The organism is Actinophytocola xinjiangensis, assembly GCF_001921215.1.
GTDB classification, from domain to species: Bacteria; Actinomycetota; Actinomycetes; order Mycobacteriales; family Pseudonocardiaceae; genus Actinophytocola; species Actinophytocola xinjiangensis.
Genome location: NZ_MSIF01000008.1, coordinates 314,508 through 330,026 on the forward strand (window position 1 = coordinate 314,508; position 15,519 = coordinate 330,026).

A 15,519-nucleotide genomic window follows, 5' to 3' on the forward strand; every position below is an offset into this window, starting at 1 on the left:
CGCTCAGCCGGCCTGGTCGGCGGCCATCCGCTGGCGCAGGCTCAGCGGACGCATGTCGGTCCACACCTCCTCGATGTGGGCCAGGCAGTCGTCCTGGGACCCGCTCGGGCCGGTCGCCGACCAGCCGGCCGGGATCTCCCGGTCCGCCGGCCAGATCGAGTACTGCTCCTCCTCGTTCACGACCACCTGGTAGACCTCGCTCATGCCCGTACTCCTTCGCTGAGTTCCACGGCGAACGGCACCAGTTGCCGTACCGCCCTTGCCATCACGTACCGGTAGACGAACGGTCGTCGCTCCCCCAGGGCGGCCAGCGCCGCCCGCCAGCTCAGTGCCCGGCACAGCGCGGCCGGCGCGGCGGTCAGCTCGTAGGTCCCGGCGAGCCGCTCGGGCGAGCCGTGGTCGCCCCACTCCCGCAGGTAGGCCGTGCGCAGCCGGTCGCGCGCCCGCTCGTCGCCGACGTCGCGCAGGAACGCCCGCAGGCTGAAGAACGGGTGCGCGACGGCACTCTCGCCCCAGTCGAAGATCACCGTGCGGGTCCTGGCGAAGGCGATGTTGCCGGCGCCGCAGTCGTCGTGGTGCAGGGTGTCGGGCAGGCCGGCGTCGGCCAGCAGCGCACACGTCCGCTCGAACGCCGGCAGGTAGGCCACCAGCCGGTCGTGGTCCTGGGCCGTCAGCCCGCCGTCCTGGCCGATCAGGAACTGGCCGGTGTCGGCCAGCAGGTCGGCGAACAGGCCGGGCAGCGCCGCCGGGCGGCGGTCGGGACAGCCCAGCGCCAGCAGGTCGCCGGTGCGGGTGGCGGTGTCGCGTTGCATCGCCGCGACCGTCGCCAGGACCGGCTCGAACCGGGCGGCGTGCTCGGCGGTCGCGACGTACTCGTCGAACGGGCCGACGTCCTCGGTCAGCAGCCAGTGGCGGGCCTCGTCGACCGCGAGCACCCGGGGCAGCGTCTCGGGGAACCAGTCGGCCAGCGCGGCGGTCAGCCTCGGCTCATGGTCCAGCGACGCCGGCACCGCCTTGAGGTAGGCCGCGCCGGTGGAGGTCGCCACCCGCGACACGCACGACCACGGCTGGGAGTGGGACTGCTCGACGCGCCCGGTCGCGGTCAGGCCGTGGCCGGCGAGCCGCTCGCGCACCCACGCGTCGACCTCGTCGAGCCAGCCGGCGCGCGCCCACGGCAGGTGCCCCAGGGGGGACACGCCGTCGCTGGTCTCGGCGAACCACTCGGCCAGGACCGCACGCAGCCGGGGCTCGGCCAGGTCCAGCCCGGCCAGCTCCGCCGGCCCGACCCAGCGGGCGCCGCCGGCCGGCTCGGCCGTGCTGGCGTTCTCGTGGGCGAACACGAACCACAGGCCCCGGTCCTCGTCGACGAACTGCTGCACGAACCCGGTCAGTACGACCTCCAGCCCGAAACGGCGCGCCAGGTCGGCGTTGATCTCGGCCGCGCCGGGCAGCGAGTGGCCGGGCAGCGACCAGCCGCCGGGCTCGCGGACCAGGAGCACCTCGCCGGTTCCCCGGCGCGGGATGATGCTGTAGTTGACCGTCACGCCGCCACCTCCAGGACAGCCTTGAGCACGGTGCCGGCGGCGACCGCGCGCAGCGCGCGTTCGGCGTCGGCCAACGGGAACGCGGTGACCAGGCTGGCCAGGTCGAACCGGGCGGCCAGCGCCGGCAGCAGCCGCACGTACTCGACGACGTGCGCGCCGGTGAACGCCCACGAGCCGATCACGTCCAGCTGCCGGTGCACGATCTGGTGCGGGTTGACCAGGGTGTCGCCGCCGTCGGTGTACTGACCGACGACCAGGTACGCGCCGCCCCGCCGGGGCAGCGTCAGGCCCTGGGCCACCGCCACCGGCGCACCGGCGCACTCGATGACCAGGTCGGCGCCGGCTCCGCCGGCCAGGTCCCTGGCCCGCGCGAGCGCGGTCTCCGGATCGGGTTCGCCGACGAGGTCGACGTGCGCGTCGCCGATCCCGGCGGCCTTGGCCAGGTCCAGCCGCCCGGCCGGGCCGCCGAGGACCACGACCCTCGCCGCGCCGGCCAGCGACGCCAGGGCGGCGGCGGCCAGCCCGACCGGGCCGCTGCCCTGCACGATCACCGTCTCCCCCACCCGCACCGGGCGGCGTTCGAACAGCGCGTGCACCAGGGTCGGCCCGGCGCAGGCGAAAGCCATGGCGGCCACCGGATCCACCTGGTCGGGGACCTTCACCACGGTCGCCCCGGGATGCAGGGCGATCCGTTCGGCCCACGCCCCGGACAACGGCTCCTCGGCCACCGGCCGGTTGACGCCGTAGGTGCGGCGGTGCGCGCACAGCGTCGGCTCGCGGTGCAGCCGGCACGCCGGGCAGGTGCCGCAGGCGATCGAGGACGCCCACATCACCGGGTCGCCGGGCGCCAGCGGCTCGCCGTTGGCGTCGGTCCCGGTGCCCTCGCCGAGTTCGTGGACCAGGCCAAGGCCCTCGTGGCCCAGCACGATCGGGGTGGGGATCGGCAGGTGTCCCCGCTGAAGGTGCAGGTCGGTGCCGCAGATGCCGCCGTAGGTCGGGGCGATGACCATCCCGCCGGGGACCGGCCGCGGCGGCGGGTACTCGCGCACCCGCACCGGCTCGCCGAACGCGGGCAGCACGACCGCCCGCGTCACCGGGCCGCCCCGGTCAGCGTGCCGCCGGCGACGACCAGCGGCGTGGTGTCCCGCCCGACGAGGTACTCGGCGCGCGGCGCGCCCCGGTGCCGGGGCTGGTTGGTGACCTCGTTGAACGTCAGGATCAGCAGCCGGCGGGCGTGCGGGGACATGTTCTGCGCCGAGCCGTGCACGATCTGCGGGGAGAAGAAGACCACCGTGCCGGCCGGGCCCTTGGGGCTGACCATCCCGTGGCGGCCCATCAGGCCGGCGAGCTGGTCGGGGCGCAGCGCGATGTCGTCGGGGTCGAGGTGCTGGGCCGAGCGCGCCGGGCCGCGCCGGGTGTCGGCGAGCGTGCCGGCCTGGTGCGAGCCGGGGACGTAGACCACCGGGCCGTTGAACTCGGTGACGTCGTCGAGGAACACCGCGACGTTCACCAGCCGGGGCGCCGGCAGGTCGTCCATGATCCGCCAGGCCGGGAAGTCCTGGTGCCAGGCCCAGCGTTCGCCGCCCAGCGCCGGCTTGGCGTTGATCTTGAGCTGGTACAGGTACAGCTCGTCGTCGAGCAGCTGGCGGGCCACCCCGAGGACCCGGGGCGAGCGAACCAGGTCGGCGAACTCGGGCTGGCGCAGGTGCGAGGCGTACACCGCGCGCACACCGGTCCCGTCCTCCTCCAGGATCCGCTGCGGGCCCTCGACGCGCGCGTCCCTGGCGAAGGCCGCCAGCAGCACCTCGATCTCGGCCGGCGCGAACAGCGAGTCGACGACCAGGTAGCCCTCCTGTCGGTAGCGGTCGAGCTGGGTGTCATCGAGCGGCATGTGCCCCCCTTTCCGCGAGGTTCGCCATGGCCCGGCGAACGATGTCCAGGACCGGCGACAGCTCGGTCCGCACGAAGAAGTGCCCGCCGGGCAACGGGTCCAGCGTGAACGTCGCCGAGGTCTCCCTGGCCCAGGCAGCCATCCGCGCGGGCGGCGCGTACGGGTCCAGGCGCCCGGACAGCGCGTGCAGGTCGCAGGCCAGCGGCGCGGGATCGGGGTGGTCCCAGGTCGCCACGACCGTCAGGTCCGCGCGCAGGGTGGGCAGCAGCAGCGAGAGCAGCTCGGGGTCGGCGAGGACCTGCGGCGGGGTGCCGCCGAGGTCGGCGAGGTAGCGGGCCAGGCCGGCGTCGCTGCCGTTCCACGCCGGCACCGGCACGCGCAGGCTCGGCGCCGGGCTGCCGGCGACGAACAGCCGGCCGGGCCCGGCGTCGCCGAGCGCGTGGGCGAGGCAGAACGCGACCCGCGCGCCCATGCTGTGCCCGAAGAACGCGAACGGCAGGTCCAGCAACGGCTCCAGGACCTCGGTCAGCTCCTCGACCAGCGGCGCCATCCGGTCGTGCGGCGGCTCGGTGAACCGGTTCTCCCGGCCCGGCAGCTGCACGGCCACCACTTCCACTCCGTCGGACAGCGGTTCGGCCCAACCCTGGTAGGCCGACGCGGCGCCGCCCGCGGAGTGGAAGCAGAACAGCCGGGACACCGGCCCGGCCGTGGTCCCCAGGCGCCGCAGCCACCGGCTCACGACATCTCCGCCACGATCAGCGACCGCAGCGCCTCCGGGCAGCGCAGGAACTCCCAGTGGTCGCCGTCGAACTCGTGGAAGGTGACCTCGGCGCACTCCTGCCAGCCGGGCACCACCAGCTCCGGCGGCACGACCGTGTCCTGGCGCCAGGAGACCACCACGGTCGGCACCGGGACCTTCGGCGTCCCGTCGTAGCGGTAGGCGCGCTGGACCCGCAGGTCGAACAGGAGGGTCTCGGCGGCCAGCTCGGCGAGGTCGGCCGGCAGCGGCTGACCGGTCCTGGCCAGCGAGACGTCCTGGATCTCGGCGACGAGGTCGGTCTCGATGCCGGCGTCGTCGAGGTCGAGGAAGTTCAGCCGCCCGTACAGGCCGGCGTGCGGCGCGCCCCACGAGGACGCGAACAGCTTCGCCGGCAGCGGCAGGCCCAGTTCGGCCAGGTGCAGGGTGGTGTCGAGCATGTAGGTGTAGGCCCCGCAGTGGCCGACGAACGCGTAGGGCCGGTCCAGCCGCTCGCGCAGCACCGGCACCAGGTCCTCGGCGAACGCGCGGTGGCTTCGCAGCGGCTCCTCCATGATCCGGTCCTCGCGGCCGGGTGGTTGCAGCGGGCAGAACCAGCCGCCGCCGATCCTGGCCGGCCAGTCGCGGTAGCTGGACGCGGCGCCGACCCCGGCGTAGTGGAAGCCGAACAGCAGGAACTCCGCGTCGCCCGGCGATCCGTGGACCAGCCACGGGGTGGCCCGGGTGGCCGACCTGGTCGTTGTCATGGCTCGCTCTCTCGTGCCGGGGTCAGTGGTGCACCGGGCAGGCGGTCACGGCGGTCACGGCGGTCCGTGACCGTGGCCCCGGAACGGGATCGGGCTGGACCAGGACCGGCAGTTCGGTGATGCCGTTGATGAAGTTGGACCGCAGGTGGCGCACCGGTCCCGCCGGCTGCCACCCGTCCACGATCGCCAGCAGCTCCTCCAGCAGCAGGCGCAGCACCAGCCGGGCGCCGGGGGCGCCGTTGCAGTAGTGGATGCCGTTGCCGAAGGCGATGTGCGGGTTGTACGCGCGGGCGGTGTCGAAGTCGTAGGGCCGGGTGAACACCCGCTCGTCGCGGTTGGCCGAGGCGACCCAGGCGCAGACCTGCTCGCCGCGCGCGATGCGGGTACCGGCGATCTCCACGTCGGTGTTGGCGCAGCGCACGAGGTGGTTGGTCGGCGTTGCCCAGCGCAGGCCCTCCTCGACCGCACGGTCCACATCGGACTTCCCGGTGCGCAGGGCGTGCCACTGCTCGGGGTGCTCGGTCAGGCCGAGCAGCAGCTGGGAGGCGACGTGCGGGGTGGTGGTGTTGGCCCCCATGGAGAAGCTGTAGCAGTTGAGCACGACCTCCTCGTAGGACAGCTTCTCGCCGTCGATCTCCAGGTCGAGCAGTGTGGAGGCGACGTCCTCGCGGCGCCGCACCTTCCGGTCGGCGACCACGTCGGCGAACATGGCGAACAGTTCGAAGTGGACGTTGCGCAGGGTCTCCTCGCGGCTGCCCTGGAGATAGACCGGGTCCTCCGGTGCGACGCCGGCCATGGTCCAGCGGGCGACGTCACCCCAGTAGGACTCCGGGATGCCGATGATGTCGCCGACGACCAGCATCGGCAGCCGCAGCATCAGCGGCACCAGGTCCAGTTCGCCGCCCTCGCGCAGCGGCTCGACCAGCTCCCGTACCCGCCGGCGCAGCGTGGCGGTGATCCGGTGCACCGCCGAGGTGGAAAGCAGTTTCATCGTCGGCACGCGGATTCCCTTGTGCCGTGGGAGGTCCATCAGGTTGATGGTGCGCCCGCCGGCGCTGTCGCCGCCGAGCACGGCCAGGATCGTGCCGTTCTCCGAACTGAACGTGCGGTGGTCCTTGATCACCCGCAGCACGTCGGCGTAGCGGGTCACCGACCAGAACCTCGTGCCGTCCTGGGACTCCTGGGCCCAGACCGGGGCCTCGGCGCGCAGCGTGTGCCAGGCGGCGTGCTGCGAGGACGTGCGGTAGCGCTCCTCGTCGAACAGGTCGATGGTCTCCAGCGGGACGCGGTCGTGCCGGTCCACGGTGTCGTTGCGCATCGGGTCCCCCTCAGGTCTCGACCAGCCCGACCAGCTGCGCGGCGGTCGGGTTGCGGAAGAACTGGCGGGCGCCGACGTCGATGCCGTGGTCCCGCAGCTGTTGCAGGACCTGGACGCTGCGCAGCGAGTCGCCGCCGAGCTGGAAGAAGTTGTCGTGCACGCCGACCTGGTCGAGCGCCAGCACGTCCATGAACGCCGCGCACACCGCGCGTTCGGTGTCGGTGCTCGGCCGCACGTACGGCGGCAGGTCCAGGTGCGCGAGCTCGGCGCGCACCGTCCACGGGGTCGGCAGGGCGGCCCGGTCGACCTTGCCGTTGGGGTCCAGCGGCAGCGCGTCGAGCAGCACGTAGTTGGCCGGGTGCAGGTACTCGGGCAGCCGCCGCGCCAGCCACGACCGCAGCCGGGCGGCGGTCAGCGACCCCCCGGCGGCGGGGGCGGCGTAGGCCACCACCCGCTTGCCGTGGCCGTCCTGCGCGGCCACCACGGCGGCGGCGCCGACGGCCTCGTGCGCGGCCAGCGCCGCCTCGATCTCGCCGAGCTCCACGCGGAAGCCGCGCACCTTGACCTGCCGGTCGGCCCGGCCGAGGAACTCGACGGTGCCCTCGGGCAGGAGGCGGCCGAGGTCGCCGGTGCGGTAGAGCCGCGCGCCGGGCTCCGGTGAGAACGGGTCGGGCACGAACCGCTCGGCGGTCAGGCCGGGGCGGCGGTGGTAGCCGCGGGCGACCCCGGCGCCGCCCAGGCAGATCTCCCCCGGCTCGCCGTCGGGCACCGGGGCGAGGTCGGGGCCCAGGACGTGCATCGTCCTGCCGCCCAACGCGGTGCCCAGCGGGACCCGCTCGCCCACGGTCCCCCGGCCGATGGCGTGCAGGGACGCGAAGACCGTGGTCTCGGTGGGGCCGTAGGCGGCGTGCACCCGGTCGCCGATCGCCGCCGAGGCGGCCAGCACGTGCCGGGGGGAGAGCACGTCGCCGCCGGTGTACAGCACGCCGACGCTGCCCAGCGCGTCCACGTCGTGGTCCACGAGCAGGTGGAACAGGCCGGTGGTGAGGAACAGCCGGTCGGGTCGCACGGACCGCAGCGCGGCGCCGAGCTCGCCGATGGACAGCTGGCCCTCGCCCAGCAGCGCCACCCGGGCGCCGTTGCCCAGCGCGCACCAGATCTCGAACACCGAGGCGTCGAAAGCCGTCGGCGCGAGGTGGGCCACGACGTCCCCCGCGCCGGTCGCCAGCCGCCCGTCGCCGGTGACCAGGTTGAGCACGGCGCCGTGGGTGACGGCGACGCCCTTGGGGACACCGGTCGAGCCGGAGGTGTAGATCAGGTAGGCCAGGTTGTCCGGGCCGACCGGCACGTCGACCTCCGGCGCGAACGCCGGCCAGGTGCGCCCGGCCAGCCCGAGGGTGCGGTGGCCGTCACCCTCGGCGGCGATCACCAGGTCGGCGCCGGCGTCGGCCAGCATCAGCTCGCGCCGCGCCGCGGGATAGGCGGGGTCGACCGGCACGTACGCGCCGCCGGCCTTGAGCACGGCCAGCACGGCGACGACGAAGTCCGCCGAGCGGCTCAGTGCCACCGCGACCCGCGACTCGGGGCCGACGCCGTGGCCGGCCAGTTCGGCGGCCAGCGCGTTGGCCCGCGCCATCAGTGCGCGGTAGGTGAGCGTGCCGCCCGGCCAGGACACGGCGACCGCCTCCGGATTCCTGGCGGCGACCTCGCCGACCAGCCGGTGAATGGCCGGCGAGGTCACGTCCGGCCTGGTTCCAGTAATCATTCGCTTCCCCGGTTCTGCCTGATCTCCAACGTGACTCCGGCGTGTTCACTGGTGTCGAAGTAGGTGAATCCGCTGCCGTCGGTGCGCCGCCCGCGCATGAGGACGGGTAATGCGGAGGATTTCTCGGCGGCGGTGACGTCCGGCACCGAGAAACCGACGTGGAACACACCCTCGCCGTGGGTTTCCAGAAACGTGCGCTGTGGTGATTCGCCCCGGCCGGGTGCGACGAGCTGGAACTGTGCGTTGGCCAGGTCGGCGTACTTGTAGGTGAGGTCGAGGAACGCGTCGCGGTCGGGTACGTGCAGGTCGACGTACTGGGTGAGCGGTGGGTAGTCGTGCCACGGGCCGATGCCGACGCTCTCGTAGAAACGCACGGCGCGGTCGATGTCGGCCACCACGACACACACGTGGTGCAGGGTGGAGAACATGTCGGTCACCCCATTTCCCTGGCCAGCGCCGCGGCGATCCGGGAAGCCGGTCGCGGCAGCATCATCTCGCGGTGATCGGCGGCGACCTTCACGATGTCCAGCCGGCCGGCCACATGCGGCCGCCAGCGGTCCGGCCGGAATTCGCCGGCCGTTTCGGTGTCCTCCGCCAGGAAGAACAGACAATCTCCACCGTACCGTCCCGGAATGAATTCGGCCATCATTTTCCCGTTGTTCACGATCACCGCCGTCTGGTGGTCCACGATCTGGGCGAAGTCGGTTTCCCGGTCGGAGTGGTCGAGGTACTCGGCGAGCAGTTCCCGCGCGGTGTCCTCGTCGAACGGCTCGTGGCGGTCGCCGGCCAGCCGGGGGTAGGTGTCGGCCAGGGCGAGCAGCGCCACCCGCTCGCCGGCGGCCTGGAGCAGGGTGGCGATCTCGTGCGCGACGTACCCGCCGAACGACCAGCCGAACAGGTGGTAGGGCCCGGTGGGTGCCACGGCCCGGATCGCGGCGAGGTAGTCGCGCGCCATCTCCCGGAGGCTGGCCGGCAGCTCGCCGGGGCCGCGCGCGGTGAGGCCGTAGACCGGCTGGTCGGGGCCGAGGTACTCGGCGAGGGTGGCGTAACTGGTGCTCAGGCCGGCCACCGGGTGCACGCAGAACAGCGGCGGCCGGCTGCCTTCGGTGTGCAGCGGCAGGATCGTGGCCGGCAGGTCGTCGGCGCGCAGACCGGTGGCCAGGCCGCGCACGGTCGGGGTGGCGAAGAAGTCCCGGACCCCCAGGTGCAGGCCGTGCTCGGCGCGCAGCCGGCTGATCACCGTGGTGACCAGCAGCGAGTGGCCGCCGATGGCGAAGAAGTCGTCGTCGATGCCGACCCGCTCGATCCCGACCGCCTCGGCGAACAGCCGGCACAGCAACCGTTGCGCCGCTGTGCGCGCGGCCACCGGTTCACTGGTGCGTACCGCCGGGTCGGGCAGCGCCGTGCGCAGGAGCTTTCCGTTGGGGTTCAACGGAAGTTCCGGGATCACGAGGTAGGCCGATGGCACCATGAACTCGGGCAGGGTGGCCGCGCAGTGCGCCCGCAACTCCGCCGAGAGGTCGGCCAGGGCGGTGGCGAGCACCACGTAGGCGACCAGCCGGTCCTCGCGGGCGAGGACGGCGGCGGTGGTGACCGCCGGGTGGCGGGTCAGGACGGTCTCGACCTCACCGGGTTCGACCCGGAACCCGCGCAGCTTCACCTGGTGGTCGATCCGGCCGAGGTACTCGACCTGGCCGTCGCGGTTCCACCGCGCGAGGTCGCCGGTGCGGTACATCCGGCTGCCGGGCGGCCCGAACGGGTTGGGCCCGAACCGTTGCGCGGTCAGGCCCGGGCGGCGCAGGTAGCCCCGGGCCAGGCCGTGCCCGGCGATGTACAGCTCGCCGGCGACCCCGGCCGGGACCGGGTTGAGCGCCGCGTCGAGCACGTAGGCGCGGGAGTTGGCGGCCGGCGCGCCGAGCGGGATCGGGCTGCCGGGGACCAGCCGGTGCAGGGTGTTGGCGATCGTGCACTCGGTCGGCCCGTACACGTTGAGCAGCACCCGCCCCGGCGCCCACCGGTCCACGACGTCGACCGGGACCTGTTCGCCGCCGAGCCCGACGGCGACCAGGCTGGGGAACTGGTCGGCGCGCAGGACCGACGCGACGCTCGGGGTCATCCCGGTGTGCGTCGCCCGGTGCTGGGCGACCACGTCCACCAGCGGGTCGCCGGGCAGCAGCCGGTGCGCGGGGGCGCCGATCAGGCACGCGCCGGACAGCAGCGCGCCGAAGAACTCCAGGTAGGAGGCGTCGAAGCTCGGCGAGTACCACTGCAGGACCCGGCTGTGCGCGGTGATGCCCATCCGGTCGCGGTAGGCGCCGACGATGCTGGGCAGGCCGTGGTGGGTGACCTGGGCGGCCTTGGGCCGGCCGGTGGAGCCGGAGGTGTAGAGGACGTAGGCGGGGTGGGCCGCCAGCAGCGGCGCGGTGCGCTGCGCGTCGGTGGGGTCGGTGTCGGCGCCGGTGGCGGCGAGCACGACGGCCGGGTCGTCGAGGACCGCGCCGGGCCGGGCGTCGTCGAGCATGTACCGCAGGCGCTCGGCCGGGTAGCCGGGGTCGACGGGCAGGAACGCCGCGCCGGCCTTGAGCACGCCGAGGACGGCGACGGTCAGCGCGACCGAGCGCGGCAGCACCAGCGCGACGACGTCCTCGGGGCCGACACCACCGGCGATGAGCTGGTGGGCGAGGCGGTTGGCGGCGGCGTTGAGCTGGGCGTAGGTCAGCTCGTCGTCCTCGAAGACCAGCGCGGTGGCGTCGGGGGTGCTGGCGACCTGGCGTTCGAACAGCACCGGCAGGGTGGTGGCCGGCACGGCGGTGGCGGTGTCGTTCCACTCGACGAGCAGCTGGTGGCGTTCGGCGGCGGTGAGCAGGTCGACCGTACTGAGTGGACGGTCGGGGTCGGCGACCACCGCGCGCAGCACCGTCTCCAGGCGGGCGACCAGTGACTCGGCGGTGGACCGGTCGAACAGGTCGGTGCGGTAGTTGAGCACGCCGGTCAGGCCGTCGGGTGTCTCGCTGAGCACGAACTCCAGGTCGAACTTGGCGACGGCGCCGCCAACGGGGTGGTCGGTGACCTCGGCGCCGGTCAGGTCGAGGGTCTCCCCCTCGGTGTTCTGCAACGCCAGCAGCACCTGGAACAGCGGGTGGCGGCCCAGCGACCGCGCCGGGCGCAGTTCCTCGACCAGCCGCTCGAACGGCACGTCCTGGTTCTCGTAGGCCGCCAGGTCCCACTCCCGCACCCGCGCCACCAGCTCGGCGAAACCCGGATCCCCCGACACGTCGGTCCGCAGCACCAGCGTGTTCACGAAGAACCCGACCAGGTCGTCGAGCTGGTCGTCGAGCCGGCCGGCCAGCGGGGAGCCGAGGACCACGTCGGTGCCCGCGCCCAGCCGGGTCAGCAGGCCGGCGAGCCCGGCCTGCACGACCATGAACAGGCTCGCCCCGCCGGAGCGGGCCAGGGCCACCAGGGCCTGGTGCAGCTCCCGGTCGAGGTGGAACTCGACGCCGTCGGCGGCGACGCTCCCGATCGCCGGCCGGGGCCGGTCGGTGAGCAGCGCCAGCTCGTCGGGCACCCCGGCCAGCGCGTCGCGCCAGAACCCGATCTGGCCGGCGGACACCGACTCCAGCAGTTCCCGCTGCCACACGGCGAAGTCCGCGTACCGCACGGGCAGCGGCTCCCAGCGCGGCGCCGCGCCGCCGAGACGGGCGGCGTAGGCCGTGGCCAGGTCGCGGCACAGCGGGCCCTGCGACCAGCCGTCGGCGGCGATGTGGTGCAGCAGCACCAGCACCACGCACCCGTCGGGGTCGGGGTGGACCGACACCCGCAGCGGCAGCTCGCGCGCCAGGTCGAACCGGTGGCCGAGGGCCTCGTCGAGCGGTGTGCCGACGGTGAACGGCACGTCCGGGTCGGCGACCACGTGTTGGACCGGGACGCCGTCGCGCTCGACGAACACCGTCCGCAGGCTCTCGTGGCGGACGACGAGGTCCCCGACGGCCGCGCGCAACGCGTCGACGTCCAGCTCGCCGGTCACCCGGTAGGCCAGCGGCAGGTGGTAGGCCTCGTCGCCCTCGGCGAGCTGGTGGAGGAACCACAGGCGTTGCTGGGCGAAGGACATCGGCACGTCCTCGCCCCGGGGCACGGGCCGCAGCGGCGGGCGGGGCGGGCCGTCCTCGCGCAGGGCGGCGGCCAGGCCGGCGACCGTGGGGTGCTCGAACAGCGCCCGCACCGCGACCCGCACGCCCAGGGTGGACCGGATGCGGCTGACCAGCCGGGTGGCCAGCAGCGAGTGGCCGCCCAGCTCGAAGAAGTCGTCGTCGATGCCGACCAGCGGCACGTCCAGCAGCTCACCGAACAGCTCGCACAGGATCTCCTCCTGCGGGGTGCGCGCACTCCGGGTGACCGGCCGGTCCGAGGCCGGCTCCGGCAGCCGGGCGCGGTCGAGCTTCCCGTTGGGGGTCAACGGAAGCGCGTCGGTGAACAGCACCAGTGAGGGGACCATGTGGCCAGGCAGCGTGGCGGCGGCGTGCGCGCGCAACTCCCCGGCGTCGCGCGGTCCGGCGGTGACGACGTGGGCGACCAGGCGGGTGCCGCCGTGCGCGACGACCGCCGCCCGGGTGACGTCCGGGTGGCGGGTGAGGACGGCCTCGATCTCGCCGAGCTCCACCCGCATCCCCCGGATCTTGACCTGGTGGTCGACCCGGCCGCCGAAGTGCAGCAGCCCGGCGGGGTCGCGGCGGGCCAGGTCGCCGGTGCGGTACATCCGCTCGCCGGGCGGACCGAACGGGTCGGGCAGGAACCGCTCGGCGGTCAGGCCGGGGCGGCGCAGGTAGCCCCGGGCGAGGCCGGCGCCGGCGACCCAGACCTCGCCGAGCACACCGGGCGGCACGGGCCGGTACCACTCGTCGAGCAGGTACACCCTGGCGTTGGTGATCGGGGTGCCGATCGGCGCCGGGGACTCCGGTTCGCCACGCACGACGTGGCTGGTGGCGGCGTGGGTCTCGGTGGGGCCGTAGTGGTTGTGCACCACGACGTGCGGGTGCCGGGCGAGGAAGGCGCGCAGGGTGTCGCCGAACACGAGCGCCTCGCCGGCCTGGGCGAGCACCCGCAGCGCCGGCAGGTCAAGGCCGTTCTCGTTGGCGGCCTCGCACAGGGCGTCGATGACCAGGTTGGGGGCGAACAGCTCGGTCACGGCGTGGTCGGCGAGCCACTGGGCGAGGTCGGCGGCGCTGCGGCGGGTGTACTCGCCGGGGACGACCAGCGTCTTGCCGTGCCACAGGGCGGAGAAGATCTCCTGGACGGCGACGTCGAAGCTGATCGAGGTGAACTGGGCGGTGCGCCCGGCCGGGTCGGTGCCGACCTCGCCGGCCTGCCAGGCCAGCATGTTGACCACGGCCGAGGTGGGCATCACCACGGCCTTGGGGGTGCCGGTGGAGCCCGAGGTGTAGATGACGTACGCGGGGTGGCCGGGCAGCCGCCCCACGGTCGACGGGTTGGCGGTCGGTTCGCCGGCGAACCCGGCGAGGTCGTCGAGCACGGCCGTGGGGGCGGCGTCGGCGAGCATGAACCCGGTCCGCTCGGCGGGGTAGCCGGGGTCGACCGGCAGGAACGCCGCCCCGGACTTGAGCACACCGAGCACGGCGACGACCAGGTCCAGGGAACGCGGCAGCCGCACGGCGACGACGTGTTCGGGGCCGGCGCCGCGCGCGATCAGCCCGTGGGCGACCTGGTTGGCGCGGGCGTTGAGCTCGGCGTAGGTGAGCTGGACGTCCTCGAAGACCAGCGCGATGGCGTCCGGGGTGCGCTCGGCCTGGCGTTCGAAGGACTCCGACGGCGAGGTGTCCGGCACGGGCGTGGTGGTCCACGCGGTGAGCTGGCGGTGTTCGGCGGCGGTCAGCAGCTCGACCGTGCTGAGTGGACGGTCGGGGTCGACGACCACCGCGCGCAGCAACGCCTCCAGCCGCCCCACGAGCGCCTCGACGGTGGACCGGTCGAACCGGTCGGTGCTGAACTCGATCTCGCCGGCCAGGCCGAGGGGTTCGCCGTGCTCCCCGCGCCGCTCGGTGAAGAAGAACTCCAGGTCGAACTTGGCCACCCCGGCGCCGACGGGCACCTCCTGGACTTGCGCCCCCGGCAGCTCCAGCACACCTTCGACGTTGTTCTGCAGCACCAGCAGCACCTGGAACAGCGGGTGGCGCGACAGCGACCGGGTGGGCGCCAGTTCCTCGACGAGCCGCTCGAACGGCACGTCCTGGTTCTCGTAGGCCGCCAGGTCCCACTCCCGCACCCGCGCCACCAGCTCGGCGAAGTTCGGATCCCCCGACACGTCGGTCCGCAGCACCAACGTGTTGACGAAGAACCCGACCAGGTCGTCGAGCTGGTCGTCGAGCCGGCCGGCGATCGGCGAGCCGACCACGATGTCCCGGCCGGCGCCCAGTCGCGACAGCAGACCGGCGATCCCGGCCTGCAACACCATGAACAGGCTCGCCCGGCCGGAACGCGCCAGGCCAACCAGCCCCGCATGCAGCTCACTGTCCACAGTGAACTCGACCGAGTCCCCGCCGAACGTGCCGGCCACCGGCCGGGGCCGGTCGGCCGGCAGCACCAGCTCGTCGGGCGCCCCGGCCAGCGCCTCGCGCCAGAACCCGACCTGGCGGGCGAACACCGAGTCCTCGTCGGCCTCCGAACCCAGCGCCTCCCGTTGCCACACGGCGAAGTCCCCGTACTGCACGGGCAACGCGTCCCAGACCGGCGACCCGCCGCCCACGCGGGCCGCGTAGGCCACCGACAGGTCACCGCACAGCGGGCCCAGCGACCAGCCGTCCCCGGCGACGTGGTGCAGCAGCACCAGCACCACGGCCCCGTCGGGCACCCGGAACACCGACACCCGTACCGGCGGTTCGGCCGCCAGGTCGAAACAGTGACCGGTCGCGTCGACCAGCCGCTTGTCCACCTCCGACTCGTCCACGTCGAGCACCTCGAACGCGACGGTGACCTCGTCGAGGACCCGCTGGACCGGGACACCGTCGGACTCGGCGAACACCGTCCGCAGGCTCTCGTGACGCACGACGAGGTCCCCGACGGCCGCGCGCAACGCGTCGACGTCCAGCGCACCGGTCACCCGGAACGCCAGCGGGATGTTGTAGAGCGGGCTCGGACCGTCGAGCTGGTGGAGGAACCACAGCCGCCGCTGGGCGAACGACAGCGGCACGTCCCCGTCCCGGGGGGCCGGCACCAGCGGCGGCCGGCTCACCCGTTCGCGGTCCAGCCGCAGGGCCAGCCCGGCGACGGTCGGCGAGGCGAACAGGTCACGGATCGTCAGCTCGGCGCCCAGCGTCGACCGGACCCGGCTCATCAGCCGGGTGGCCAGCAGCGAATGCCCGCCCAGCTCGAAGAAGCCGTCGTCGATCCCGACCCGCGCCACCCCGAGCAGCTCGGCGAACAGCGCACACAGGATCTCCTCGCGCGGGTTCCTCGGCGCGACGTACCGACCGTTCTCGGACAT

At 73.8% G+C, this 15,519-nt stretch carries 9 protein-coding genes and 1 pseudogene; all 10 read right to left on the minus strand.

What is annotated here, in order from left to right; genetic code table 11:
• Positions 1 to 3 precede the first annotated feature (3 nt).
• The 10 genes and pseudogenes from BLA60_RS18865 to BLA60_RS18910 all read right to left on the minus strand — a co-directional run bounded on the left by BLA60_RS18865 (position 4) and on the right by BLA60_RS18910 (position 15,519).
• Positions 4 to 204, minus strand: coding sequence for an MbtH family protein (locus tag BLA60_RS18865; protein ID WP_075134220.1), 201 nt, complete (start codon positions 202 to 204; stop codon positions 4 to 6).
• Entirely contained in the window at positions 201 to 1,544 is a 1,344-nt protein-coding gene (locus BLA60_RS18870) for a protein kinase family protein (RefSeq protein WP_075134221.1), read from the minus strand. The genes BLA60_RS18865 and BLA60_RS18870 overlap by 4 nt, the downstream gene beginning before the upstream one ends.
• The gene (locus tag BLA60_RS18875; protein WP_075134222.1) at positions 1,541 to 2,638 is read right to left on the minus strand and encodes a zinc-binding dehydrogenase; all 1,098 of its coding nucleotides are present in this window, start codon (positions 2,636 to 2,638) and stop codon (positions 1,541 to 1,543) included. Before BLA60_RS18875 ends, BLA60_RS18870 begins: the two co-directional genes overlap by 4 nt.
• A complete protein-coding gene (locus BLA60_RS18880) occupies positions 2,635 to 3,435 on the minus strand; it encodes a phytanoyl-CoA dioxygenase family protein (protein ID WP_075134223.1) in 801 nt (266 codons plus the stop codon). Before BLA60_RS18880 ends, BLA60_RS18875 begins: the two co-directional genes overlap by 4 nt.
• Positions 3,422 to 4,174, minus strand: a complete 753-nt coding sequence (locus BLA60_RS18885) for a thioesterase II family protein (protein ID WP_075134224.1) — start codon at positions 4,172 to 4,174, stop codon at positions 3,422 to 3,424. Before BLA60_RS18885 ends, BLA60_RS18880 begins: the two co-directional genes overlap by 14 nt.
• Positions 4,171 to 4,938, minus strand: a complete 768-nt coding sequence (locus BLA60_RS18890; RefSeq protein ID WP_211288776.1) for a thioesterase II family protein — start codon at positions 4,936 to 4,938, stop codon at positions 4,171 to 4,173. Before BLA60_RS18890 ends, BLA60_RS18885 begins: the two co-directional genes overlap by 4 nt.
• Positions 4,939 to 4,960: 22 nt before the next feature.
• Positions 4,961 to 6,256, minus strand: a complete 1,296-nt coding sequence (locus tag BLA60_RS18895) for a cytochrome P450 (protein WP_075134225.1) — start codon at positions 6,254 to 6,256, stop codon at positions 4,961 to 4,963.
• Positions 6,257 to 6,266: 10 nt separating this feature from the next.
• Positions 6,267 to 8,021: a non-ribosomal peptide synthetase gene (locus tag BLA60_RS18900; RefSeq protein ID WP_084735075.1), complete on the minus strand. Its 1,755-nt coding sequence runs from the start codon at positions 8,019 to 8,021 to the stop codon at positions 6,267 to 6,269.
• A gap of 137 nt (positions 8,022 to 8,158) precedes the next feature.
• Positions 8,159 to 8,449 (minus strand): annotated as a pseudogene (locus BLA60_RS18905) (VOC family protein); the annotation flags it as partial.
• Positions 8,450 to 8,454: 5 nt separating this feature from the next.
• Positions 8,455 to 15,519, minus strand: a complete 7,065-nt coding sequence (locus BLA60_RS18910; RefSeq protein ID WP_075134227.1) for an amino acid adenylation domain-containing protein — start codon at positions 15,517 to 15,519, stop codon at positions 8,455 to 8,457.